General features: G+C 71.5%; 22 protein-coding genes and 1 pseudogene. 12 read left to right on the top strand and 11 right to left on the bottom strand.

Annotation, left to right across the window (positions count from 1 at the left end; genetic code table 11):
• Nucleotides 1–3 precede the first annotated feature (3 nt).
• From NFT33_RS11130 to NFT33_RS11110, 5 genes are all read left to right on the top strand, one after another.
• The gene (locus NFT33_RS11130; protein ID WP_037478421.1) at nucleotides 4–633 is read left to right on the top strand and encodes a response regulator transcription factor; all 630 of its coding nucleotides are present in this window, start codon (nucleotides 4–6) and stop codon (nucleotides 631–633) included.
• Nucleotides 634–733: 100 nt separating this feature from the next.
• Nucleotides 734–1,597, top strand: a complete 864-nt coding sequence (folD, locus tag NFT33_RS11125) for a bifunctional methylenetetrahydrofolate dehydrogenase/methenyltetrahydrofolate cyclohydrolase FolD (RefSeq protein WP_149504072.1) — start codon at nucleotides 734–736, stop codon at nucleotides 1,595–1,597.
• Nucleotides 1,598–1,712: 115 nt separating this feature from the next.
• Nucleotides 1,713–2,462, top strand: coding sequence for a PhnD/SsuA/transferrin family substrate-binding protein (locus tag NFT33_RS11120; protein WP_251675323.1), 750 nt, complete (start codon nucleotides 1,713–1,715; stop codon nucleotides 2,460–2,462).
• Nucleotides 2,463–2,600: 138 nt separating this feature from the next.
• Entirely contained in the window at nucleotides 2,601–4,640 is a 2,040-nt protein-coding gene (locus NFT33_RS11115; RefSeq protein ID WP_251675321.1) for a M3 family metallopeptidase, read from the top strand.
• A complete protein-coding gene (locus NFT33_RS11110) occupies nucleotides 4,637–5,176 on the top strand; it encodes a lipocalin family protein (RefSeq protein WP_251675318.1) in 540 nt (179 codons plus the stop codon). Before NFT33_RS11115 ends, NFT33_RS11110 begins: the two co-directional genes overlap by 4 nt.
• A gap of 45 nt (nucleotides 5,177–5,221) precedes the next feature.
• On the opposite strand, the gene NFT33_RS11105 is transcribed toward NFT33_RS11110, so the two are convergent.
• The 6 genes from NFT33_RS11105 to rsmI all read right to left on the bottom strand — a co-directional run bounded on the left by NFT33_RS11105 (nucleotide 5,222) and on the right by rsmI (nucleotide 13,919).
• Complete coding sequence (locus NFT33_RS11105) at nucleotides 5,222–6,376, bottom strand: glycosyltransferase (protein ID WP_251675316.1); 1,155 nt, start codon at nucleotides 6,374–6,376, stop codon at nucleotides 5,222–5,224.
• 146 nt (nucleotides 6,377–6,522) lie between these two features.
• Nucleotides 6,523–8,100, bottom strand: coding sequence for a M16 family metallopeptidase (locus NFT33_RS11100; RefSeq protein ID WP_251675314.1), 1,578 nt, complete (start codon nucleotides 8,098–8,100; stop codon nucleotides 6,523–6,525).
• A complete protein-coding gene (locus tag NFT33_RS11095; protein WP_251675312.1) occupies nucleotides 8,100–9,506 on the bottom strand; it encodes a M16 family metallopeptidase in 1,407 nt (468 codons plus the stop codon). The genes NFT33_RS11100 and NFT33_RS11095 overlap by 1 nt, the downstream gene beginning before the upstream one ends.
• Nucleotides 9,507–9,630: 124 nt before the next feature.
• Entirely contained in the window at nucleotides 9,631–11,910 is a 2,280-nt protein-coding gene (locus tag NFT33_RS11090; protein ID WP_251675310.1) for a sensor domain-containing diguanylate cyclase, read from the bottom strand.
• Nucleotides 11,907–12,818, bottom strand: a complete 912-nt coding sequence (locus NFT33_RS11085) for a transporter substrate-binding domain-containing protein (RefSeq protein ID WP_251675308.1) — start codon at nucleotides 12,816–12,818, stop codon at nucleotides 11,907–11,909. Before NFT33_RS11085 ends, NFT33_RS11090 begins: the two co-directional genes overlap by 4 nt.
• 72 nt (nucleotides 12,819–12,890) lie before the next feature.
• On the bottom strand, nucleotides 12,891–13,919 hold the full coding sequence (gene rsmI, locus NFT33_RS11080; RefSeq protein WP_251675306.1) for a 16S rRNA (cytidine(1402)-2'-O)-methyltransferase: 1,029 nt from the start codon (nucleotides 13,917–13,919) through the stop codon (nucleotides 12,891–12,893).
• Between rsmI and NFT33_RS11075 the strand changes: the two genes are divergently transcribed.
• The 3 genes from NFT33_RS11075 (at nucleotide 13,918) to NFT33_RS11065 (ending at nucleotide 15,628) form a co-directional block, all read left to right on the top strand.
• Nucleotides 13,918–14,325, top strand: coding sequence for a YraN family protein (locus tag NFT33_RS11075; protein WP_173807485.1), 408 nt, complete (start codon nucleotides 13,918–13,920; stop codon nucleotides 14,323–14,325). The genes rsmI and NFT33_RS11075 overlap by 2 nt on opposite strands.
• Nucleotides 14,326–14,396: 71 nt before the next feature.
• Nucleotides 14,397–14,984 carry a phosphoheptose isomerase gene (locus NFT33_RS11070; protein WP_220786986.1) on the top strand — a complete coding sequence of 196 codons (588 nt, stop codon included), beginning with the start codon at nucleotides 14,397–14,399 and terminating at the stop codon, nucleotides 14,982–14,984.
• A 32-nt stretch (nucleotides 14,985–15,016) separates the two neighbouring features.
• Nucleotides 15,017–15,628: a BON domain-containing protein gene (locus tag NFT33_RS11065; protein WP_251675303.1), complete on the top strand. Its 612-nt coding sequence runs from the start codon at nucleotides 15,017–15,019 to the stop codon at nucleotides 15,626–15,628.
• A gap of 40 nt (nucleotides 15,629–15,668) precedes the next feature.
• On the opposite strand, the gene NFT33_RS11060 is transcribed toward NFT33_RS11065, so the two are convergent.
• From NFT33_RS11060 to NFT33_RS11050, 3 genes and pseudogenes are all read right to left on the bottom strand, one after another.
• The gene (locus NFT33_RS11060) at nucleotides 15,669–16,568 is read right to left on the bottom strand and encodes an NAD(P)-dependent oxidoreductase (protein ID WP_251675301.1); all 900 of its coding nucleotides are present in this window, start codon (nucleotides 16,566–16,568) and stop codon (nucleotides 15,669–15,671) included.
• Between the two features lie 148 nt (nucleotides 16,569–16,716).
• Nucleotides 16,717–17,802: pseudogene (locus tag NFT33_RS11055) on the bottom strand (PilT/PilU family type 4a pilus ATPase); the annotation flags it as partial.
• Between the two features lie 59 nt (nucleotides 17,803–17,861).
• The gene (locus tag NFT33_RS11050) at nucleotides 17,862–18,905 is read right to left on the bottom strand and encodes a type IV pilus twitching motility protein PilT (protein WP_220786982.1); all 1,044 of its coding nucleotides are present in this window, start codon (nucleotides 18,903–18,905) and stop codon (nucleotides 17,862–17,864) included.
• 63 nt (nucleotides 18,906–18,968) lie between these two features.
• Between NFT33_RS11050 and NFT33_RS11045 the strand changes: the two genes are divergently transcribed.
• From NFT33_RS11045 to NFT33_RS11030, 4 genes are all read left to right on the top strand, one after another.
• Nucleotides 18,969–19,673: a YggS family pyridoxal phosphate-dependent enzyme gene (locus NFT33_RS11045; protein ID WP_251675297.1), complete on the top strand. Its 705-nt coding sequence runs from the start codon at nucleotides 18,969–18,971 to the stop codon at nucleotides 19,671–19,673.
• A gap of 157 nt (nucleotides 19,674–19,830) precedes the next feature.
• Entirely contained in the window at nucleotides 19,831–20,271 is a 441-nt protein-coding gene (locus NFT33_RS11040; RefSeq protein ID WP_173807478.1) for an Hsp20/alpha crystallin family protein, read from the top strand.
• 34 nt (nucleotides 20,272–20,305) lie between these two features.
• Nucleotides 20,306–20,728, top strand: coding sequence for an Hsp20/alpha crystallin family protein (locus NFT33_RS11035; protein ID WP_376744152.1), 423 nt, complete (start codon nucleotides 20,306–20,308; stop codon nucleotides 20,726–20,728).
• Nucleotides 20,729–20,798: 70 nt separating this feature from the next.
• Entirely contained in the window at nucleotides 20,799–21,305 is a 507-nt protein-coding gene (locus tag NFT33_RS11030) for an Hsp20/alpha crystallin family protein (RefSeq protein WP_220786979.1), read from the top strand.
• On the opposite strand, the gene NFT33_RS11025 is transcribed toward NFT33_RS11030, so the two are convergent.
• Together NFT33_RS11025 and NFT33_RS11020 are read right to left on the bottom strand one after the other, a co-directional pair.
• Nucleotides 21,292–21,645 carry a hypothetical protein gene (locus tag NFT33_RS11025; protein WP_251675295.1) on the bottom strand — a complete coding sequence of 118 codons (354 nt, stop codon included), beginning with the start codon at nucleotides 21,643–21,645 and terminating at the stop codon, nucleotides 21,292–21,294. The genes NFT33_RS11030 and NFT33_RS11025 overlap by 14 nt on opposite strands.
• Nucleotides 21,646–21,787: 142 nt before the next feature.
• Nucleotides 21,788–22,267, bottom strand: coding sequence for an Lrp/AsnC ligand binding domain-containing protein (locus tag NFT33_RS11020; RefSeq protein WP_149504089.1), 480 nt, complete (start codon nucleotides 22,265–22,267; stop codon nucleotides 21,788–21,790).
• Nucleotides 22,268–22,278: the final 11 nt, after the last annotated feature.

Raw genomic sequence — 22,278 nt, 5'->3', positions numbered from 1 at the left:
GACATGAGCCTGATCCCGAAGAAAGGTACGGTGTACGTCGTCGACGACGACGAGGCGGTTCGCGATTCGCTGCAGTGGCTGCTCGAGGGCAAGGACTACCGGGTCAAGTGCTTCGACTCGGCCGAGGCCTTCCTGTCGCGCTTCGACCCGCGCGAGGTCGCCTGCCTGGTCGCCGACATCCGCATGGACGGCATGAGCGGCCTGGAGCTGCAGGACCGCCTGCTCGAGCGCAAGAGCCCGCTGCCGATCGTCTTCATCACCGGCCACGGCGATGTGCCGATGGCGGTCACCACGATGAAGAAGGGCGCCGAGGACTTCATCGAGAAGCCCTTCAAGGAAGACGAGCTGGTCGCGCTGGTCGAGCGCATGCTCGAGCGTGCCCGCGCCGCCTTCTCGACCCACCAGGAACAGGCCAGCCGCGAGGCGCTGCTGTCGCGCCTGACCACCCGCGAGGCCCAGGTGCTCGAGCGCATCGTCGCCGGCCGCCTGAACAAGCAGATCGCCGACGATCTGGGCATCAGCATCAAGACGGTGGAGGCGCACCGCGCCAACATCATGGAAAAGCTCAACGCCAACACCGTCGCCGATCTGCTGAAGATCGCGCTGGGCGCCGGTCAAGCCGCCAAGGCCTGAGCCCGCCCTCCCCGCTCCCGAGGCCGCTGAAGCGTCAGCGGCCTTTTTCATTGTCCTCGTCCCCCAGCTTCCTCAGCTCTTTTCCCTCCAGGAGATCCCCGTGACCGCCCAGCTCATCGACGGCAACGCCCTGTCCAAGCAACTCCGCGCCGAGGTGGCGCAACGCGCCGCAGCCCTGACCGCACGCGGCCTCAAGCCCGGTCTGGCCGTCGTCCTGGTCGGCGACAACCCGGCCAGCGCGGTCTATGTGCGCAACAAGGTCAAGGCCTGCGAGGACGTCGGCTTCCACTCGGTGCTGGAGAAGTACGAGGCCACGCTGTCGGAGGCCGAGCTGCTCGCGCGCATCGACGCGCTGAACAACGACCCGGCGATCCACGGCATCCTGGTGCAGCTGCCGCTGCCGAAGCACATCGACGACCACAAGGTGATCGAGGCGATCTCGCCGCTGAAGGATGTCGACGGCTTCCACGTCGCCTCGGCCGGCGCGCTGATGGTCGGCGAGGTCGGCTTCAAGGCCTGCACGCCCTACGGCTGCATGAAGATGCTCGAAAGCATCGGCATGGCCGACCTGCGCGGCAAGCACGCCGTCGTCATCGGCCGCTCCAACATCGTCGGCAAGCCGATGGCGATGATGCTGCTGGCGGCCAACGCGACCGTCACCATCACCCACAGCGGCACCGCCGACCTGGCCGCGATGACCCGCCAGGCCGACGTGATCGTCGCCGCGGTGGGCAAGCGCAACGTGCTGACGGCCGACATGGTCAAGCCGGGTGCGGTCGTCATCGACGTCGGCATGAACCGCAACGACGAGGGCAAGCTCTGCGGCGACGTCGACTTCGACGGCTGCAAGGAGATCGCCGGCTTCATCACCCCGGTGCCGGGCGGCGTCGGCCCGATGACGATCACGATGCTGCTGGTCAACACGATGGAGGCGGCCGAGCGCGTCGCGGCGGCCGCCGCCTGACCCATCTGTGCACTGAAGCCGTGCACAACGCACGAATCCTGTTAGGACGCAGCCGCGACACGGGCGGGGGCACACCGGTACTATTTGGCACCGATTCATTCCCTCCCCCGTCTCGATGAGCAGCCCATCCCCCCGCTATCGGCTCTCCGTCTGTCCTCACGACACGGCGAAGAACATTGCCGCCTGGTTCCTGATCAACACCTATCTGCAGAAGCGCCTCGGCCTGTCGATGCGCTTCGAGCCGAGCGACAACTTCCATGCCGAGCGCGAGCAGGTGCTGGCCGGCGGCTATCAGCTGGTCTACGCCAACCCGTTCAGTGCGCTGCAGTATGTGCAGCAGCGCGGATTCATTCCCGTCGCGCGCCCGGTCGGCGTGTTCGACGAAACCCTGCTCGTGACACGCGAGGGCATGACGCTGGAGCCCGGGCGGGCGCTGAAGGTGGCCACCGCCACCGACAAGCTGATCGTGCACTTTCTCGGCCTGACGCTGCTCGACGGGCTGGGCATCCGGATGGGCGACTGCGAGTTCGTCAGCGTCGGCACGCATCAGAAGGCGGCGCAGGCGGTGCTCGACGGCCGCTGCGATGCGGGCTTCGTCTTCAACGAGACCTGGCAGGGGCTGAGCGGCTCGACGCGCGCCGGACTGGCCGTCGCCGCGCAGACACGCAGCCGGCAGGCCTCGCACTGCTTCTGCGTCGGACCGGAGCTGGCGGAGCGCGCCGACGAGATCCGCGACCTGCTCTGCGCGATGTGCAACGACCCGGCCGGGCAGCGTGTCCTGGAGGACCTGCGCTTCACCGGCTTCGAGCCGATGCCGGCCGACGCCGTCGCGACCCTGCAGGCGCTGGTGCAGCAGTCGGCCTGACATCCTGTCACGGCAGGGCACCCTTGCGGATGCCCTGCCCGTCCCCACCTGAAGCCCCGGTCGGTTACGCTGGCCGGGGCTTCGTGCCGTCCGGCGCGTCGCCTGTCCGTCCCCATTCGCCTTCCAGCCCTGCTGCCCATGCCGATGACCGACACCGCCGCCAATCCGCTGCTGACCTCCTCCCCACTGCCGCTGTTCGACGCCATCCGCCCGGAGCATGTGAGCCCGGCGCTCGATGCGCTGCTGGCCGACGCGAATGCCGCGCTCGAGACCGCGGTCGTCGCCGACACCCCGGCCGACTACGACACGCTGTCGCGCACGCTGACCGTCGCCACCGAACGCCTGGGCTGCGCCTGGGGCGCGGTCGGCCACCTCAAGGGCGTGGCCGACACGCCGGAGCTGCGCGCCGCCTTCAACGAGAACCTGCCGCGCATCACCGAGTTCTACACCCGCCAGGGCGCCGACGAGCGGCTCTATGCCAAGTACAAGGCCATCGCCGCCAGCCCCGCCGCGGCCACGCTGAGCGCGCCGCGCCAGCAGGCGCTGTCGCACTGGCTGCGCGACTTCGTGCTGTCCGGCGCCGAGCTGCAGGGCGAGGACAAGGTGCGCTTCGCGCAGATCCAGGAGCGGCTGGCCGAGCTGAGCCAGGCCTTCTCCGAGCATGTGCTCGACGCCACCGACAGCTTCTCGTATCTGGCCACGAGCGACGAGCTGGCCGGCGTGCCCGAGGACGTCCAGGCCGCCACCCGCGCCGCGGCCGAGGCCGCCGGCCAGGACGGCCACAGGCTCACGCTGCACATGCCGGTCTACCTGCCGGTGATGCAGTACGCCGAGAACCGTGCGCTTCGCGAGCGGCTCTACACCGCCTACGTCACCCGCGCCTGCGAGGCCGGGCCGCCCGAGCGCGACAACACCCCGGTGATGGCCGAGATCCTGCGCCTGAAGCAGGAGGAGGCCGCGCTGCTGGGCTACCCGAGCTACGCCGACGTCTCGCTGGTGGCCAAGATGGCCGCGAGCCCGAAGCAGGTCACCGACTTCCTGCGCGACCTCGCCGCCCGCGCCCGCCCCTACGCCGAGAAGGACCTGGCCGAGCTGCGCGAGTTCGCCGCCAAGGAGCTGGGCCTGAGCGAGCTGCAGTCCTGGGACGTCTCCTTCGCCAGCGAGAAGCTCAAGGAGGCGCGCTACGCCTTCAGCGACCAGGAGGTGAAGCAGTACTTCACCGAGCCGAAGGTGCTCGCCGGGCTGTTCCGCATCATCGAGACGCTGTTCGAGGTGGCGATCCGCCCGGACAGCGCGCCGGTCTGGCACGAGTCGGTGCGCTTCTACCGCATCGAGCGCGGCGGCGAACTGATCGGCCAGTTCTACCTCGACCCCTACGCGCGCCCGGGCAAGCGCCCCGGCGCCTGGATGGACGATGTGAAGGGCCGCTGGCTGCGCCCGGACACCGGCGCGCTGCAGACGCCGGTGGCGCATCTGGTGTGCAACTTCTCGGCGCCGGTGGGCGGCAAACCCGCGCTGCTGACGCATGACGAGGTGCAGACCCTGTTCCACGAGTTCGGCCACGGCCTGCACCACATGCTGACGCAGGTGTCCGACCTGGGCGTGTCGGGCATCTCGGGCGTCGAGTGGGACGCGGTCGAGCTGCCGAGCCAGTTCATGGAGAACTTCTGCTGGGAATGGGAGGTGCTGAAGCACATGACCGCCCATGTGGACACCGGCGAGCCGCTGCCGCGCGCACTGTTCGACAAGATGATCGCCGCGAAGAACTTCCAGAGCGGCCTGATGACGCTGCGGCAGGTGGAGTTCGCGCTGCTCGACATGCGCCTGCATGCCGAGCCGGGCAGCGACGCACGCATCCAGCAGATCGTCGACGCGGTGCGCGACGAGGTGGCGGTGATGAAGCCGCCGGCCTTCAACCGCTTCCAGCACACCTTCTCGCACATCTTCGCCGGCGGCTACGCGGCGGGCTACTACAGCTACAAGTGGGCCGAGCTGCTCAGCGCCGACGCCTGGAGCGCCTTCGAGGAGGAAGGCGTGCTCAACCCCGAGACCGGCCGGCGCTACCGCCGCGAGATCCTGGAGGCGGGCGGCGCGCGCGACGCGATCGACAACTTCAAGGCCTTCCGCGGCCGCGAGCCGAAGATCGACGCGCTGCTGCGTCATCAGGGCATGGCATGAAGGCGGCGCGCCACCTGACGATGGTGCTGGCGGCGGGCGCGGCGCTGCTGGCCGGCTGCGCCTCGGCGCCGACGGCACCGCTGCCGACCGTGCCCACGGTCGACCTGGCGCGCTACGCCGGCGCCTGGTACGAGGTCGCCTCGCTGCCGAACCGCTTCCAGAAGCAGTGCGTCGCCGACACCCAGGCGCGCTATCGCCCGGTCGGCGACGACATCGAGGTGCGCAACCGCTGCCGCACCGCCGACGGCGCGGTCGAGGACATCACCGGCATCGCCAAGGTGGTGCCGGGCAGCGGCAATGCCAAGCTGCGGGTGAGCTTCTTCCGGCCCTTCTACGGCGACTACTGGATCCTGGCCTTCGGGCCGGACCAGCGCTGGGTGCTGGTGGGCGAGCCGAAGCGCCAGTTCGGCTGGGTGCTGTCGCGCACGCCGCAGCTGCCGCCCTCCGAGCTCGACGCCGCGCTGGCGCGCGCCGAGGCGCTGGGCTATGCCCGCCACGCCTTCAAGGCCACGCCGCAGACGCAGCCGCTGGACTGAGCGAGCACGCGAGCGACCGGCCGAACAGCCGGTCGGCCGGCCGGCTCAGGCCGCGCGCCGGCCGGTGCGGCCGGCGACCACCTGCTCGCAGACCTTCAGCGTCTCGACCGCCACGTCGTCCCAGGTGCGGCTCATCGCCGCGGCGATGCCGGCGTGGTCCCAGTCGCGGTCGAGCGCGTCGCGCAGCGCCTTCGTCAGCACGCCGGCGTCGCGCGGCGGGATCAGGATGCCGTTGCGCTCGTGCAGGATCTCGCGGGTGCCGCCGACATCGGTGGCCACCACCGGGCGGCCGCAGGCCACGCCCTCGACGACCACGTTCGGATAGCCCTCCGACCAGCTCGGCAGCGTCAGCACGTCGGCGGCGTTGATCCATTCGGCGACCTGCTCCGGTGCCTGGCCGCCGGGCAGATGCACCCGCTCGGTCAGGCCGGTCGAGCGCACCAGCTCCATCAGCTCGGTCTTCATCACGCCGTCGCCCACCAGCGCCAGCGTGACCCTCGGATCGTCCTTGGCCAGCGTCTGGAAGGCGGTGATCAGCTCGCGCATGCCCTTGGCCTCGACGAAGCGGCCGACGTACACGATCATCCTCTCGTCCGGCTTCACGCCCCACTTCGCGCGCAGCGCGGCCTGGTCGAGCGGCTTGAACACCGCGGTGTTGAAGCCGTTGATGATGGTGTGGACCCGGTCGGCGGGCGCGCCGAACTCGCGGATCGCGTACTGGCGCATTGCCTCGCTCACCGTCAGCAGCGCGTCGACACCGTCGATGGTGCGCCGCGTCATCTTCTCGTTGACGCCCGAGCGCACATGGATGTCCGAGCCCAGTGCGCCCACCACGCAGGGCACACCCAGCGCACGCGCGGTGCGCAGCGCGGCGAAGCCGTCCGGATAGACCCAGTAGGCCAGCACCAGATCGGGCTTGAAGCGGCGCACCCGCGGCGTGAGCGACCAGCTGGCGATGTGGCCGTTCCAGCCGCGGCTGATCACCGGCAGCCCCATGTAGTCGAAGGTCTCGACATCGCAGCCGTCGAGCTGGTAGTCGGGGCCGACCGAGCCGTAGATGAAGCTGCGCGGGCGCAGGCCCGGCACCTTCGGGTACTGCATCGTCTGCAGGAAGGTCTTGACGGTGGCCAGCCGACCGAGCGAGCGGGCGGTCTCGTGGATGTAGCGGCCCCGCGTCTGGTCGTGCGGGACGGGCAGCATGGGCGTGACGAGGGCGATGCGCATCGGAGAACAGCGATAAGGTGAAAAAAGAAGGCGACCGGAGCGGCCGCCCGGGATTGTCGGTGCAAACCCGCGCCCGCCGGTGAGCATCCGATGAGGCCAGGCCCGACCAGGCCGGCACTGTCTCAGCGGCGCAGCACCGGACTGTCCAGCACCAGGTCGGCGGCGGCCAGCCGCAGCGCCTTCGGGTCGAGCCCGGCCAGCGCCGGGCCGGCCGCCTCCAGCGGGCCGACCACCAGGGTGCGCAGCGCCGCGGCCGGCCAGTGGCGCTGCACGAAGCGCTGCACGTCCGCGCCCTCGACCCCGGCGATGCCGGCGGCAAAGCCGTGCAGCTCGCCCAGGCCGATGCCCTGGGCCCAGAGTTCGCCCAGCCGCGCGTTCAGGCCCTCGTCGGTATCGAGCCGGCGTGCCAGCGAGCCGATCAGCGCGGCGCGCCGGGCCGCCAGCTCCTCGGGCGTCGGCGGCTCGCGCCCGGGCGAGAGCACCCGCTCGCGCATCAGCTGCACGACTTCGGCGGCATGGCGCGGCGCGGTGCGCGCCTGGGCGATGAACAGGCCGCCGGCACGCTGCTGCTCGATGCGTGCATCGGCGCCGTAGGACAGGCCGCGGCGGATGCGCACCGCCTGGTTGAGCCGCGCCGAGTAGCCGCCGCCGACCACGGTGGCCGCCATCTGGCCGGCGCGCCGGTCCGGCGCGTCGAGCGCGACATGCGGCGCGCAGACCAGCACCGCGGTCTGCGCAGCACGCGGCAGATCGATCAGCAGCGTGGCCGGCAGCAGCGGCTGAGGCGGCGCGCTGGGCATCTCGTGCGGCATCGGCGCGTCGGCGATGCGCCAGCCGGCGAACATCGGCCGCAGCAGCGCACGCGCCTCGGCCAGGTCGATGTCGCCGGTCAGCACCACCGCGACCCGGTCGGGGCGGAACCAGCGCCGGTGCATCGTCAGCAGATCCTCGCGGCGCACCGCCGAGAGGCTCTCGGGCGTGGGCACCGCGCCGTGCAGGCTGCGGCCCCAGACGGTGCGCCGCGCCACCAGCGCCGCCAGCAGCGCCGGATCCTGCAGCCGCAGGCCCAGACCATCGAGCGCCTGGGCCCGCACCTGCTGCAGCTCGGCCGGCGGCAGCAGCGGCCGGCGCAGCAGGTCGACCAGCAGCGCCAGCGCCTGCGGCAGCAGCGGCGTCATCACCGTCATCTCCAGCCAGATCTGGCTGTCCTGCACGCCGGTGCCGATCGATCCGCCCAGCGCTTCGGCCTGGCGCGCCAGCGTCGCGCCGTCGACCGGCCGGCCCTGGCGCATCGCGCCGCGCGCGAGCATCTGCGACAGCAGCAGCGCGCAGCCGCTGCGCCCGGGCGGATCGGCCGCGCTGCCGCAGCGCACCCGCAGCGCGACGCTGACCAGCGGCAGATCGCGCCGCCCGGCCACGATCAGCGTCGGGCCGACCTCGCCGAGCAGTTCCTGCTCGACCTCCGGCACATGCACCGGCACCGGCTCGCCCGGCGGCGGCAGCAGCGACGAGGCCGGCTCGGCCAGGCTCGACGCCGGCAGGCTCTCGCGCCCGGCCTGCACCGTGGTCGCACAACCCACCAGTCCGGCCAGGCCCAGCGGCATCACCAGACCCTGGCCGCCCAGCCGCGCGCAGCGCGCCAGCCAGGCGCGGCGGTCGGCACGCGCGGGCCCGAGTCCGTCACCGTGACCGTTCGCCATCAGCGCCGCCCCCGCTGGATGTAGTGCAGCGTCACCCTGGGCTGCATCAGCAGCTGCTCGCGCAGCAGCCGGCGCACCTCGTCGGCCTGCACCGTGGCCAGGCGCTGCAGCTGCAGGTCCGCCGCCGCGGCATCGCCAGAGAGCATCTCGGCCCAGCCGGCGGCCAGCGCGCGGCCCTCGGCGGTCTGGCGGGCCGACAGCGCCTCGGTCAGCAGCCGGGTACGGGCCTTGTCGATCTCGGCGGCCGGCAGCGGGCCGGTCGCCAGCCGGTGGATCTCGCGCGAGAGCGCCTCCTCCAGCCGCACCAGCCGCGGATCCAGGCGCGGCTCGGCGCCCTGGACCGACGGACCGGCGGCGATCGCCCAGGCATTGAGCATGCCGGCATCGGCCAGCAGATCGGCGCTGAAGCCGGCGCCCTGGGCCAGACGGTCGCGCTCGACCAGCGCCGCCACCAGCCGAGAGGAATCGCCATCGCCGAGCAGCGCCGCCACCAGGCGCCAGACCGGCGCATCCGGATGGCGCGCCGGCGGCCCCGACCACATCAGCGCCACCGCCGGCGCCGGCACCTGCGCGGCGGTCAGCACCAGGCGCTGGTCGATCTGGCGCGGCGGCTCGACCACCGTGACCCGCGGCACCGGCGTGCCGGGCGCACGCAGCGGCCCGAAATGGCGCTCCACCAGCGCCGGCAGCCGCTCGAGCTCGAAATCGCCGGCCACGATCAGCACCGCGTTGTCCGGCCGGTAGTAGCTGCGGTGAAAGCGCTGCACATCCTCGAGCGTGGCCGCATCCAGGTCGTCGATGCGGCCGATGACCGGGCGCCGGTAGGGATGGACCTGCCAGAAGGCCGGCGCCATGCCGTGGAACAGCGGGCCGTAGGGATCGTCGAGCACCCGCTGGCCGAACTCGGCCTGCACCACCGCACGTTCGCTGCGCAGGTTGTCGGCATCGACCTGCAGGCCGCCCATGCGCTCGGCCTCGGCCCACAGCAGCCGCTCCAGATGCGCCGAGGGCACCAGGTTCAGATAGGCGGTGGTGTCCTCGGCGGTGAAGGCGTTGTTGTGGCCGCCGACATCCTCGGTGAGGCGGTCGAAGGCCTCGTCGGGCAGATGCCGGGTGCGCTTGAACATCATGTGCTCGAACAGATGCGCGAAGCCCGACCGGCCTGGCGGATCGTCCTTGCCGCCGACCCGGTACCAGAGCTGCACCGCCACCACGCCGGCGCCGGGGCGGCGCTCGTCGGGCAGGGCCAGCACCTGCAGCCCGTTGGCCAGCGTCCAGCGCCGCGGCTGCAGGCGCGGCAGCGCGGGCAGCGCCGGGTGCAGCGCGTCGCCGGCACGCGCCGGACCTCGCGGCAGCGCCAGCAGCGCCGGTCCGGCCAGCAGCGCCGCTGCCAGCCGCCGTCGCACGCGACTGTGTTCACCGCGGTCCGAGGCCGCGCTCCCGATGCTGCAATCCACCGTGTCCTGCCGTGTGCGGCTCCTGCGGTCCGCCGGTTGTCTCCCGGAGCGGAAGACTACACCGTGCCCGCACTCAGATCGGTGTCAGGTCGGTGTCGCCACGCTGGTGGAAGCGCAGCGCGTTGCGCCCTTCCCGCTTGGCCTGATACATCGCGGTATCGGCACGGCGCATCAGCGTGGCCTCGTCCTCGCCGTCCTCGGGAAAGACCGCGATGCCGATGCTGAAGGACACATGCAGTTCCGGCAGCGCACCGAGCCGGTAGGGCCGGGACACCTCGGACAGGATGTGGCGGGCCACCCGCTCGGCATCCAGCGCCGCCTCGATATGGGGCAGCAGCACCACGAACTCATCGCCGCCGAGGCGACACACCGTGTCGCTGGCGCGCACCGCGCCCCGGACCCGCTGCGCCACCGCCTTGAGCAGCTCGTCGCCGGCATCATGGCCGTGGCGATCGTTGATCTGCTTGAAATGGTCCAGGTCCATGAACATCAGCGCCAGCGGCTGATGCTGGCGGCGGGCGAGACGCAGGGCCTGCTGCAGCCGGTCCTGCAGCAGCAGCCGGTTCGGCAGCCCGGTCAGCGCATCATGGTGGGCACGATGCGCCAGCGTGCGCGCCAGATCATGCGCGGCGGTCATGTCCTGCAGGGTCAGCACCACGCCGTCGAAGCCCTGGCCGTCAGGGGCCGGCATCGGCAGCACGATCTCGCGCACCACCCGCCAGGAGGCGTCGCGGCGCACCAGCCGGCAGGAGGTCGGCTCGGGCCGGGTGCGGTGCGCCAGGCAGAGCGCGACCGGATCGGGCGGCGTCGGCTCGTCGTCGGCGACGCCGCGGCGCACCAGCCAGCCCGCCCAGTCGCGGCCGCGGGCCTCCTCCAGCGTCCAGCCGGTCATCGCGACCGCGGCCGGATTGAGGCTGCGCAGCCGCCCCCGCGCATCGATGCCGATCACCGCATCGCCGATGCATTCCAGCATCGCCGCGGTGCGCTGGTGCTCGGCGGCGAGCTGCTCGGCCAGACGCTTGCGGGTGACATCCTCCAGCACCGCCAGCGACCGCAGGAAGCGCCCCTGCGCATCGCGCTCGCTGGTGGCCGACAGCAGCACGTCGACCGGCCGGCCGTCGCGGGCCAGCATGCGGTACTCGACATCGCGGCACTCGCCGGTGCGCAGGAACTGCGGCAGCACCTGCTCGATGGCACGCCGGCGCGAATCGGCATCCAGGAAATCGGTCGACGGCCGGCCGATGACATCGCGCTCGTCGTAGCCCAGCCGCTCCAGCCAGAGCCGGCTGACCGCCAGCATCCGGCCGTCCGGCCCGATGGAATGCATCATCGCCGGGGTGCGCTCGTACAGCTGACGGTAGCGCTCGCGCTGCGCCTCGAGCGCGAGCCGGCGCTCGCGCGACGCCCCGACCGCCGCCGACAGCAGCAGCTCCGGCAGCAGCATCACCACCAGCGACAGGTGCAGCAGCACCTCCTGCCAGCGCGCGGTCGTCGGCGGCTCGGCCACCAGGCCGGTGGCCACCATCGCGCCGAAGACCAGCGTGACCCCGAGCACCAGCAGCTGCAGGCGCAGGAAATCCAGCAGCACCGCGCCGATCATCAGCGGCAGCGCGATGTAGACAAACGGGTGGACCAGATGCAGCAGCGCCAGCACCGTCACGCCGGCCCCGGCAAGCATCAGCACCAGGGTGTCGGCATTGCCGCGGCGTCGGTCAGGGCGCTCGGGAGCAGGGCTCGGCCACGGCTGCGCCAGCGCCGCCAGCAGCAGCGGCAGCAGCACCAGCGAGCCGATCACGCCGCCGAGCGCCTGGTTCAGCCAGATCATCGTCACCGGCATGGCAGGCAGTGCGGCCGAGGTGAGCATCAGCAGCGGCAGCGACAGGCTGGCCGACAGCAGCGCCGGCAGCAGCACCGCCACCAGCCCGACCTGCGCCAGCACCGCCGGACTGCTGCCGATCTGCTGGCGCTGCGCCACGCCCTGCAGCATCCAGGCGCCAGCCGCGGTGGCCATCAGGTGACCCGGCATCCAGGCCAGCATCAGGTCAGGCCGCCCGCCCAGCAGGCCGGCCGCCAGGGTGCCGCCCATCAGGCCGGCCAGCACCGCCACCCGTGCCGCAGGACGGCAGCACAGCAGCAGCACCATGCCGAAGGCGTCGGTGAACCAGATCGCGATCTGGCTGCCGGGCTGGCGCTCGAGCAGCAGCGTCAGCGACACCAGCAGCAGCGCACCGAGCAGCGCCAGCGCCGGCGCGCGCCAGAAGGCCGCGTCCAGACGGTCGCGCAGGGCATCCTCCAGACTGGGGCCGGACGGCTGGCGCTGCAGCTCCGGGCCCAGGGCATCGGTCGGGTTCATGCCGAAGCGGCCGGACGACTGCGCCGACGCCAGCCGATCCAGCCCGCCAGACCGACGGCCAGCAGCAGCAGCACCGCGCCCAGCCGCTCGGTCCACAGCCGCAGCCCCGAGCGCGCCGGCGCATGGGTATGCACCGACCAGCGCGCCAGCAGCGCCTGGCGCCGGTCGGCCGGAATGCGCCGCAGCGCCTCCTCGAGGGCCTCGCCGATGTCGGGCCGGTCACGGCGCCAGGCAAAGCTCAGCGCGTACTCGAAGCCGATCGGCTCGCCGACCACGAAGCCGGACAGGCCATGCTCGCGCGCGATGAAGTGCACGCTGGCGACATCGACCACCAGCGCATCGACCTCGCCGCGCAGCATCCGGCGCAGACCCTCCAGGTCGCTGTCGACCGGCTGCCAGCGCACCCGGGCATGGTGCTGGCGCACATGCGCCTCGACCGCATAGCCGCGGCCGACCGCCACCGCACGCCCCTCGAACGCCTCCAGCCCGCTCGGCGCGGTGCGTGCGACCAGCACCGCCGGCACCCGCACATAGGGTCGGGAGAAGGACAGGTACTGCGCCCGCTCCGGCGTCGGCCGCAGCGAGGACAGCAGCTCGACCTCGCCACGGCGCACCGCGGCCAGCTGCTCGGTCAGCGGGCGCGGCGGCAGCATCTGCAGCGGCAGATCGGCGTGGCGCCGCATCTCGTCGAGCAGATCGATCGACAGGCCGCGCACCCGGCCCTGGCGGTCCTGGTAGACAAACGGTCCGTAGTCGATCTCCGGCGCGAAGCGCCAGACCGTCTGGGCCTGCGGCAGCCCGGGCTGCATCAGCGCCAGCAACAGTCCCGCCAGCGGCACCATCAGCTTGGGCTTGAACGGCACGACATCCCCCTGCAGGCGAGCAGCGCCCGGCTGGAGCCGGATCATGGTCTCTCGCGGTTTCATTCTCGGCGCGAAACCGTGGCGCGTGCAAGCTGGCTCCCCCGGGGGAGCGGGGCTTCAGCGCCGGCCGCGTTCGCGCCGGGCCGGAGCGCGCCGCTCGGGCCAGTCCGCAGGCACCGGGGGCACCGCGGCGTCTGCGCCCGCTGCGCCGGGTGCTGCGCCGGCATCCGCCTCGTCGCCGGCCTTCAGCGCCAGCGCACGCGCATAGAGCTCGCCCTTGGGCGCGCCGGTGGCGCGCACCGCCAGCGCCACCGCCTGCCTGAGCGGCAGCTCCTCCAGCAGCACCTTCAGCAGCTGATCGGCCGAGGCGGCCGCCGCGCTGCCGGCCTCCTCCGCCTCGGGCGCCGGTCGGGCGTGCAGCACCAGCACGAACTCGCCGCGGCGGTGGTCGGCGCTGGCGGCCAGCCAGGCGGGAAAGGCCTCGGCCGCGAGCGTGTGGATGGACTCGAACTGCTTGGTCAGCTCGCGGCAGACGGTCAGGCGCCGCTCGGGCATCGTCTGCGCCAGCGCGGCGGCCAGCGCCTCGATGCGGTGCGGCGCCTCGAAGATCACGCAGGTGCCGGCGTCCTCGGCCAGCCGGCGCAGGTCGCGCTCGCGTGCGGTGGCCTTCGGCGAGACGAAGCCGGCAAAGCGGAAGCCCTGCCCCGCGATGTCGCCGGCCGCGCTCAGCGCCGTCACCACGCTGCTGGGACCGGGCAGCGGAATCACCCGGAAGCCCGCCTCGCGCACCGCCGCCACCAGCCGCGCGCCGGGGTCGGAGATCGCCGGCGTGCCGGCGTCGCTGACATAGGCCACGCGCTCGCCGCTCGCCAGGCGCTCGATCACGCGCGGCGCGGCCGCTTCCTCGTTGTGCTCGTGCAGCGCGATCAGTGGCTTGCCCAGGCCCAGGCGCTGCAGCAGCCCGGCGCTGACGCGGGTGTCCTCGCAGGCCACCGCGTCGACCAGCGCCAGCACATGGACCGCGCGCAGGCTGAGGTCGGCGATGTTGCCGATCGGCGTGGCCACGACATACAGTGAGGCGGCCGGATGCTGCTGCTGGCCGGCGGCCAGCGCCGCGGCCTGGACGATCGAGGAGGAGACGGACATGTCGAGAGTCACGGACGGAAACGCCGGAGGCGCCACAAGGATCGGGATCGGATCGGCCGCGGAGGACCGGGCCCTGCAGCACCTGCAGCGCCACGGGCTGGTGCTGGTGCAGCGCAATTATCGAGTGGCCGCGGGCCCGTCGGCACGCGGCGGCGAGATCGACCTGATCCTGCGCGCGCCCGACCGCGAGGGCACGCTGGTCTTCGTCGAGGTGCGCAGCCGCGGCCGCGACGACCATGGTGGGGCCGCAGCCAGCATCACGCACGCCAAGCGCCGGCGCATCATCCTGGCCGCGCGCCACTACCTGCAGCGGCTGCGGGGCGAGTGGCCGCCGTGCCGCTTCGACGTGGTGGCGATCGACGGCGACGAGCTCGAATGGCTGGTGGCGGCCTTCGACGCCGGCTGAGGAGAGGCGCCCTGCGCTTCTGAAATCCGCCCGAAACGGAGCGGCGCGCGCGCTGGCATATCATCGACGCCATGCTCGAGCAACGCATCCAACAACAGTTCTTCGACAGCGCCGATGCCAAGTACGCCGCCGCCGAAGCCCTCACCCGGCCGGTCTGCGACGCGGCCCAGATCCTGCTGAACTGCATCACCTCCGGCGGCAAGGTGCTGGCCTGCGGCAACGGCGGATCGGCCGGGGACGCCCAGCATTTCGCCGCCGAGCTGGTCGGCCGCTTCGAGCGCGAGCGCCCGGGCCTGCCGGCGATCTCGCTGGCCACCGACACATCCATACTGACCGCGGTCGGCAACGACTACGGCTACCAGCAGGTCTTCTCGAAGCAGGTCCAGGCGCTGGGCCAGCCCGGCGACGTGCTGCTGGCCATCAGCACCAGCGGCAACTCCGGCAATGTCATCGCCGCGATCGAGGCCGCGCACGAGAAGGACATGGCGGTCATCGCGCTGACCGGCAAGGGCGGCGGGCGCATCGGCGCGATGCTCTCGGACCGGGACATGCACATCTGCGTGCCGCATGACCGCACCGCACGCATCCAGGAAGTGCACCTGCTGGTCATCCACTGCCTGTGCGACGCCATCGACGTGTCGCTGCTGGGCGAAGAATGAGTCCCCTGAGCCCCCACGAAAGGACCGGGAAGATGAAGAGAACATCCCTGCACCGCGCGGTGCTGCTGTCGGCGCTGCTGGCCACGCTGCTGTCGGGCTGCGCGCCGATGCTGGTCGGCGGCGCCGCCGTCGGTGGCGCGATGGTGGCCACCGACCGCCGCAGCGCCGGCATCCAGCTCGAGGACGAAGGCCTGGAGCTGAAGGTGCGCCAGCGCATCCGCACCATCGCCGGCGAGCGCTCGCATGTCAGCATCAACAGCTACAACCGCCAGGTGCTGCTGACCGGCGAGGTCTTCAACGAGGCCGACAAGGCCGCCATCGAGCAGGCCGCCTCGAAGATCGACGGCGTGCGCTCGGTGGTCAACGATCTGGCGGTGATGTGGCCGAGCTCGACCAGCGAGCGCTCGCGCGATCTGGTGCTGGCCGGCAAGGTCAAGGCCACGCTGATCGACGCGGCCGGGCTGTCAGCGCGCGCCTTCCACATCACCGTCGAGCGCGGCGCGGTCTACCTGATGGGCCGGGTCACCGAGGAAGAGGCGCAGCGCGCCATCGACCTGACCCGCAGCGTCTCCGGCGTGACCAAGGTGGTGCGTCTGGTCGAGATCCTGACGCCGGAGCAGCTGGCCAACCTCAAGGTCCGCTGAGCGCCCCAGCCCGCTGGTGCAGGCTGGGGCCCCGACCGGCTCAGCGCAGCCGGCGGATCAGGCTGGAGGTGTCCTGGCGGCCGCCGCCCAGCGCCTGCACCTCGGCATAGAACTGGTCGACCAGCGCGGTCACCGGCAGGCGCGAGCCGTTGCGGCGCGCCTCCTCCAGCACCAGGCCGAGGTCCTTGCGCATCCAGTCGACCGCGAAGCCGAAGTCGAACCGGCCGTCCACCATCGTCGTGCCGCGGTTGTCGAGCTGCCAGCTCTGCGCCGCGCCCTTGCCGATGACCTCGAGCACCTGCTTCATGTCGAGCCCGGCGTTCTGGCCGAAGGCGATCGCCTCCGACAGGCCCTGCACCAGACCGGCGATGCAGATCTGGTTGACCATCTTCGCGAGCTGGCCAGCGCCGCTGTCGCCCAGGCGGGTGACCGCACGCGAGAAGGCCAGCGCGACCGGGCGCATCGTCTCGAAAGCCTCGGGCGTGCCGCCGCACATCACCGTCAGCACGCCGTTGACCGCGCCCGCCTGACCGCCGGACACGGGGGCATCGACGAAGTCGCAGCCCCGAGCGCGCGCCAGCAGCGCCAGCTCGCGCGCCACGTCGGCCGAGGCGGTGGTGTGATCCACCAGCAGGCCGCCCGGCTTCAGGCCGGCCAGCGCCCCCTCCTCGCCCAGCACCACCGAGCGCAGGTCATCGTCGTTGCCGACGCAGATGAAGACGATGTCGGCCTGCTCGGCCGCCTGGCGCGGCGTGGATGCGCTGGCCACCGTCAGGCCGGCGTGGGCCTCGACCCATTCGGCGGCCTTCGCGGCGGTGCGGTTGTAGACGGTGACCGAGTGGCCGGCACGGGCGAGGTGGCCGGCCATCGGCCCGCCCATCACGCCCAGGCCCAGGAAGGCGACGCGGCGGGGTTCGATCGGATCGTGGCTGCGGGTCATGGAGACAGGCTCGAAAGTGGCAACGGCCGCCATCCTACGCCCGCGAGGTGCGCGGCAGCGGCGCGCGCAGCGGGTGCGCCCCGATCGGATCATCGACCTTCCAGCCCTCCGATGCGCGCGCCTCCAGCGGCAGCGGCTCGCCGGCCTTGCGCACGCTGCGCAGCTTGATCTCCAGCCGCAGGTCCCCCAGCGAGTCGGCATGGCGCAGCGCGTCCTCCTCGCTGATGAAATGACCCTCGTAGAGGTCGAACAGCGCCTGGTCGAAGGTCTGCATGCCGTTCTCGCGGCTGCGCTTCATGATCTCCTTGATCGCCGAGACCTCGCCGCGGAAGATCAGGTCGGAAATATGCGGCCCGTTGATCAGCACCTCGACCGCGGCGATGCGGCCGCTGCCGTCCTGGCGCGGCACCAGGCGCTGCGAGATCATCGCGCGCAGGTTCAGCGACAGGTCCATCAGGAGCTGGTCGCGCCGCTCCTCGGGGAAGAAGTTGACGATGCGGTCCAGCGCCTGGTTGGCGTTGTTGGCGTGCAGCGTGGCCATGCACAGATGGCCGGTCTCGGCGAAGGCGACCGCATGCTGCATCGTCTCGCGGTCGCGGATCTCGCCCATCAGGATCACGTCGGGCGCCTGGCGCAGGGTGTTCTTCAGCGCCGCCTCCCAGCTCAGCGTGTCGATGCCGACCTCGCGCTGGGTCACGATCGAGTTCTTGTGCGGATGCACGAACTCGACCGGATCCTCGATGGTGACGATGTGGTCGTAGGCGCTGGCATTGCGGTGATCGATCATCGCCGCCAGCGAGGTCGACTTGCCCGAGCCGGTCGCGCCGACCATGATGATCAGCCCGCGCCTGGTCATCGTCAGATCCTTCAGGATCGTCGGCAGGCCGAGCGCGTCGATGCTGGGCAGATCCTTCGGGATGGTGCGCAGCACCATGCCGGTCTGGCCCTGCTGCACGAAGACATTGACCCGGAAGCGGCCGATGTCCTTCGGCGAGATCGCGAAGTTGCACTCCTTGGTGCGCTCGAACTCCGCCAGCTGCTTGTCGTTCATGATGGTGCGGGCCAGCGCCATGGTGTGCTGGCCCGACAGCGCCTGCGGCGACACCCGCACCACCTTGCCGTCGACCTTGATCGCCGGTGGACAGTCGCAGGTCAGGAACAGGTCCGAGCCGCCGCGCGAGACCAGCATCGACAGCATCTGGTTGATGAACTTGGAGGCCTGATCGCGTTCCATGGTGAATCGATGATGTCGGTTGATGTCAGGGAATGTCCGCCGAACCCGGGCGGGCGGACTCAGCCGGGAAAGTTCTCCGGCGAGCGCGCCTTGCTGCGCGCCTCGGCCGCGCTGATCAGGCCGCGGCGCAGCAGATCGGCCAGGCACTGGTCGAGCGTCTGCATGCCCTGGGCCTGGCCGGTCTGGATGATCGAGTACATCTGCGCCACCTTGGCCTCGCGGATCAGGTTGCGGATGGCCGGCGTGCCCAGCATGATCTCGTGCGCCGCCACCCGGCCGTTGCCCTCGCGGTTCTTGCACAGCGTCTGCGAGATCACCGCCACCAGCGACTCCGACAGCATCGCCCGGACCATGTCCTTGTCGCCGGCATCGAACACGTCGATGATCCGGTCGATGGTCTTGGCCGCGCTGGAGGTGTGCAGCGTGCCGAAGACCAGGTGGCCGGTCTCGGCCGCGGTCAGCGCTAGCTGGATGGTCTCCTTGTCGCGCATTTCGCCCACCAGGATCGCGTCCGGATCCTCGCGCAGCGCGCCGCGCAGCGCGCTGGTGAAGCTCTGGGTGTGGCTGTGGACCTCGCGCTGGTTGACCAGGCTTTTCTTCGACTCGTGCACGAACTCGATCGGATCCTCGATCGTCAGGATGTGGCCCTGCTCGGTCTCGTTGAGGTGATTGATCATCGCCGCCAGCGTGGTCGACTTGCCCGAGCCGGTCGGGCCGGTCACCAGCACCAGGCCGCGCGGCTTGAGCGCCAGATCGGCGAAGACCTTCGGCGCCTTCAGCTCCTCGAGCGTCAGGATCTTGCTCGGAATGGCCCGGAAGACCGCGCCCATGCCGCGGTTCTGGCGGAAGGCATTGACCCGGAAGCGCGACAGCCCGTCGATCTCGAAGGAGAAGTCGCAGTCCTGATGCTCCTCGAAGACCTTCTTCTGCGCATCGGTCATGACCGAATGCACCATCTCGTGCACCTTCGCGTGGGGCAGCGGATCGACATTCAGGCGGCGCACATTGCCATGCACACGGATCAGCGGCGGCATGCCGGCCGACAGATGCAGGTCGGACGCCTTGTTGCGGACCGCGAATTTCAGCAGCTCGGTGATCTCCATGTGATATCCATGTCTGGGTACGGGACTGCCCCGGAAAATACGAAAAACCGCAAGCCGACGATTATGACGACCCTTGATGACTCGATCCAAGTTGTACACCAGCGCCTCGAGGCGGCACGCATCCGCGCCAAACGTGCGCAAGGATCCGTGCGATTGCTGGCGGTCAGCAAGACCCGCACCGCCGACGAGGTGCGCCTGGCCCATGCCGCCGGCCTGCGCGCCTTCGGCGAGAACTACGTCCAGGAAGGGCTCGACAAGATCGCCGCGCTGGCCGACCTGCGCGCCGACCTCGAGTGGCACCTGATCGGACCGCTGCAGTCGAACAAGACCCGCGCGGTGGCCGAAGGCTTCGACTGGGTGCATTCGGTCGACCGGCTGAAGACCGCCGAGCGGCTGTCGGCGCAGCGCCCCGAGGGGCTGGCGCCGCTGCAGGTCTGCCTGCAGGTCAACATCAGCGCCGAGGACAGCAAGAGCGGCGTCGACCCGGCCGAGGTGCCGGCGCTGGCGCGCGCGGTGGCGGCGCTGCCGCGGCTGCGCCTGCGCGGCCTGATGGCGATTCCCGCGCCGGCCGAGGGCCTGCAGGCGCAGCGCGAGCCGCACCGCGCGCTGCGCGAGCTGCTCGAGCGGCTGCGCGCCGAGGGCCTGGCGCTCGACACGCTGTCGATGGGCATGAGCGACGACCTCGAGGCGGCCGTTCTCGAAGGCGCGACGATCGTGCGCATCGGCACCGCGATCTTCGGCCACCGCGCGCCGAAGGCCGCCGGCTGACGCGCCTGATCCAGATCAGCCCCGCGGGCCGCGCCAGCCGCGGCGACACGGCGACGGTCTTGAAAGCCGGCGCCGCCATCCCATCTGCCAGAGCAGGAAAGACACGGACGACGGGCCCCGGCCCGCGCCGATCCACCGCACCACGGAGGTTGCTTCCATGCTCTACAGAAGCCTGTTCCCGCGCGACCTGTTCGCCGAGTTCGACCGCCTGCAGCGCGAGCTCCAGGCCGGCGCCGACACGCCCGCCACCATCCGCGGCAGCGGCCGCGGCGGCTACCCCGCACTGAACGTCGGCACCACGCCGTCCAGCGTCGAGGTCTGGGCCTTCGCGCCCGGCCTCGAGCCCGCCTCGATCGAGGTCCAGCTGGAACGCGGCGTGCTGACGCTGGCCGGCGAGCGCGCCCCGACCCGCCCGTCCGCCGACGACAAGGCCACCCAGCATCTGGCCGAGCGCTTTTCCGGCCGCTTCCGCCGCGTCGTCAGCCTGCCCGACGACATCGACCCGGACGCGGTCGAGGCGCGCTACCGCGACGGCGTGCTGCAGGTCAGCGTGCGCCGCCGCCAGGCCGCGCAGGCCCGCCGCATCGAGGTCCAGTGAGTTCCGGCAAGTACCGGTGGTGAACACCGACACGATCGCTGACAGGAGTTGCACGATGAACACGCCGAACCGTTCCCAGAGCGCCGCACCGACACCGACCGGCGGCACCGACCCGACCCGCCCGGATCCGGCCATCGTCCCGCCGGTCGACGTCATCGAGGATGCCAGCGGCATCACGCTGTACGCCGACCTGCCGGGCGTGCCGCGCGAGGCGCTGCACCTGCGCGTCGACGGCGACCAGCTCTCGATCGAGGGCGAGGCCCGGGTGATCGCGCCGGCCGGGCTGGAGATCAGCCATGCCGAGGTCGCGCTGCCGCGCTACCGGCGCACCTTCACGCTCAGCCGCGAGCTCGACAGCGGCCGCATCGCGGCCGAGATGAGCCACGGGGTGCTGCGCGTGCGCATTCCGCGGGCCTCGCACGCGCAGCCGCGCCGCATCGAGGTCCAGGTGCAGTGAGCCCGCAGGGCCGGCCGCGGCCGGCCCGACCCCTCCCGTTTTCCTCCACCCGCTTGATCAGGAGCAGCGCATGAAGATCGACGACATCCGCGAGAACCTCGGCCAGTTCTGGGGTTCGTTCTCCGAGGGCTGGGACCGGCTGCGCCACACCGCCGCCGGTGCGCTGACCCGCTTCCGCCCGGGCGAGCAGACCCAGCTGCCCGAGCGCCACGAGATCGACGATCCGCTGCATTTCCCGGCGCAGTCCTGGGCGATGCTCGGCGGCGACGTGTTCGAGGACGAGCAGCGCCTGGTGGTGCGCATCGAGGCGCCGGGCATGCGCAAGGAGGACTTCTCGATCGAGATCGGCGGCGACACGCTGCAGGTGCGCGGCGAGAAGCGCTTCGAGCGCGAATCCACCGAGGGCCGCTGGCGCGTGCTGCAGTGCGCCTACGGCAGCTTCCAGCGCTCGGTGCCGCTGCCCGCGCCGGTGCGCGGCGAGGAGGCGAGCGCCAGCTACCGCGACGGCGTGCTGCGCATCGACCTGCCCAAGCGCGAGCCCGGCCGCCCGGGCAGCGTGCACGTCAAGGTCGACTGAGCGACGGCGCGACGGCCGCCGGCGCGGCCGTCCGGGCCTGCGGACCCGTCGGGCCCGCGGGCAGCGCCAGCATCGCCGCCGTGGCGATCTGCACCGACGACGACGGCGCGGCGGTCGCGCCGGAGGCCGGCTGCGTCCCGCTGACCCGCCCCAGATCGCCCGGACAGGGCTGGCCCTGGAAGACGAAGCCGCTGGCGCTGTCGCTGCGGCACTTGTAGACGCCCGCGGGTAGCTGGGCCAGCGCCGGCGCAGCCGCACCGGCCAGGCCCAGCAGCAGAGCGATCGCACCCGACCGGGCGCGCAGGGGCAGACAGTGGATCGTGAAGGTTCCCGAGGGCATGGCAGAGTCCAGGAATCGTTTCAAGAGACGTTTTTCGAGATTCAACCCTCCGGACGGATGATTTCGGCCCCCACACCCCTCGAACGAGGGGGTTGATCCCGGCCGATCCCGGCCAAGCCCGGTCGGATGCCGCGGCCTGCGCTCAGAGCTTGATCGCCGCGGTGTTCTTGACCTCTTCCATCACCACATAGGTGCGTGTCTCGCGCACGCCGGGCAGCGCCCAGATCACCGAGCCGATGAACTCGCGGTAGGCGGCCATGTCGGCCACCCGGGTCTTGAGCAGGTAGTCGAAGCCGCCGGCCACCAGGTGGCACTCCAGGATCTCGGGGCGCACCTGCACCGCGGCGCGGAAGGTGTCCATCACGTCCTGCACCGTGCGGTCGAGCAGCACCTCGACGAAGACCATCAGCCCGGCGTCGAGCTTGACCGGGTCGAGCCGAGCCTCGTAGCCGAGGATGAAGCCTTCGCGGGTGAGGCGGCGCACCCGCTCCAGCACCGCGGTCGGCGACAGATGCACCGCCTCGGCCAGCTTCAGGTTGGAGAGGCGCCCGTCGGCCTGCAGCAGCGCGAGGATGCGACGGTCGATCTTGTCCAGATCGGAGGAGCTGCGGTCAGTGGCCATGCCGGACATTA

The organism is Sphaerotilus sp. FB-3 (assembly GCF_023706025.1).
Classification (GTDB): Bacteria; Pseudomonadota; Gammaproteobacteria; order Burkholderiales; family Burkholderiaceae_C; genus Sphaerotilus; species Sphaerotilus sulfidivorans.
The sequence above is the reverse complement of the archived record's forward strand: the minus strand, read 5'-3'. Positions and strand labels throughout refer to the sequence as shown.

Bases quoted from the DNA above. Each gene is read 5' to 3' on its own strand.
- NFT33_RS11030 (WP_220786979.1), top strand. From the start codon at position 20,799: ATGAAGATCGACGACATCCGCGAGAACCTCGGCCAGTTCTGGGGTTCG.
- NFT33_RS11050 (WP_220786982.1), bottom strand. From the start codon at position 18,905: ATGGAGATCACCGAGCTGCTGAAATTCGCGGTCCGCAACAAGGCGTCC.
- NFT33_RS11045 (WP_251675297.1), top strand. From the start codon at position 18,969: ATGACGACCCTTGATGACTCGATCCAAGTTGTACACCAGCGCCTCGAG.
- NFT33_RS11075 (WP_173807485.1), top strand. From the start codon at position 13,918: ATGTCGAGAGTCACGGACGGAAACGCCGGAGGCGCCACAAGGATCGGG.
- NFT33_RS11120 (WP_251675323.1), top strand. From the start codon at position 1,713: ATGAGCAGCCCATCCCCCCGCTATCGGCTCTCCGTCTGTCCTCACGAC.
- NFT33_RS11130 (WP_037478421.1), top strand. From the start codon at position 4: ATGAGCCTGATCCCGAAGAAAGGTACGGTGTACGTCGTCGACGACGAC.
- NFT33_RS11115 (WP_251675321.1), top strand. From the start codon at position 2,601: ATGCCGATGACCGACACCGCCGCCAATCCGCTGCTGACCTCCTCCCCA.
- rsmI (WP_251675306.1), bottom strand. From the start codon at position 13,919: ATGTCCGTCTCCTCCTCGATCGTCCAGGCCGCGGCGCTGGCCGCCGGC.
- NFT33_RS11100 (WP_251675314.1), bottom strand. From the start codon at position 8,100: ATGGCGAACGGTCACGGTGACGGACTCGGGCCCGCGCGTGCCGACCGC.
- NFT33_RS11085 (WP_251675308.1), bottom strand. From the start codon at position 12,818: ATGATCCGGCTCCAGCCGGGCGCTGCTCGCCTGCAGGGGGATGTCGTG.
- NFT33_RS11105 (WP_251675316.1), bottom strand. From the start codon at position 6,376: ATGCTGCCCGTCCCGCACGACCAGACGCGGGGCCGCTACATCCACGAG.
- NFT33_RS11020 (WP_149504089.1), bottom strand. From the start codon at position 22,267: ATGGCCACTGACCGCAGCTCCTCCGATCTGGACAAGATCGACCGTCGC.
- NFT33_RS11060 (WP_251675301.1), bottom strand. From the start codon at position 16,568: ATGACCCGCAGCCACGATCCGATCGAACCCCGCCGCGTCGCCTTCCTG.
- NFT33_RS11090 (WP_251675310.1), bottom strand. From the start codon at position 11,910: ATGAACCCGACCGATGCCCTGGGCCCGGAGCTGCAGCGCCAGCCGTCC.
- NFT33_RS11025 (WP_251675295.1), bottom strand. From the start codon at position 21,645: ATGCCCTCGGGAACCTTCACGATCCACTGTCTGCCCCTGCGCGCCCGG.
- NFT33_RS11110 (WP_251675318.1), top strand. From the start codon at position 4,637: ATGAAGGCGGCGCGCCACCTGACGATGGTGCTGGCGGCGGGCGCGGCG.
- NFT33_RS11040 (WP_173807478.1), top strand. From the start codon at position 19,831: ATGCTCTACAGAAGCCTGTTCCCGCGCGACCTGTTCGCCGAGTTCGAC.
- NFT33_RS11070 (WP_220786986.1), top strand. From the start codon at position 14,397: ATGCTCGAGCAACGCATCCAACAACAGTTCTTCGACAGCGCCGATGCC.
- NFT33_RS11065 (WP_251675303.1), top strand. From the start codon at position 15,017: ATGAAGAGAACATCCCTGCACCGCGCGGTGCTGCTGTCGGCGCTGCTG.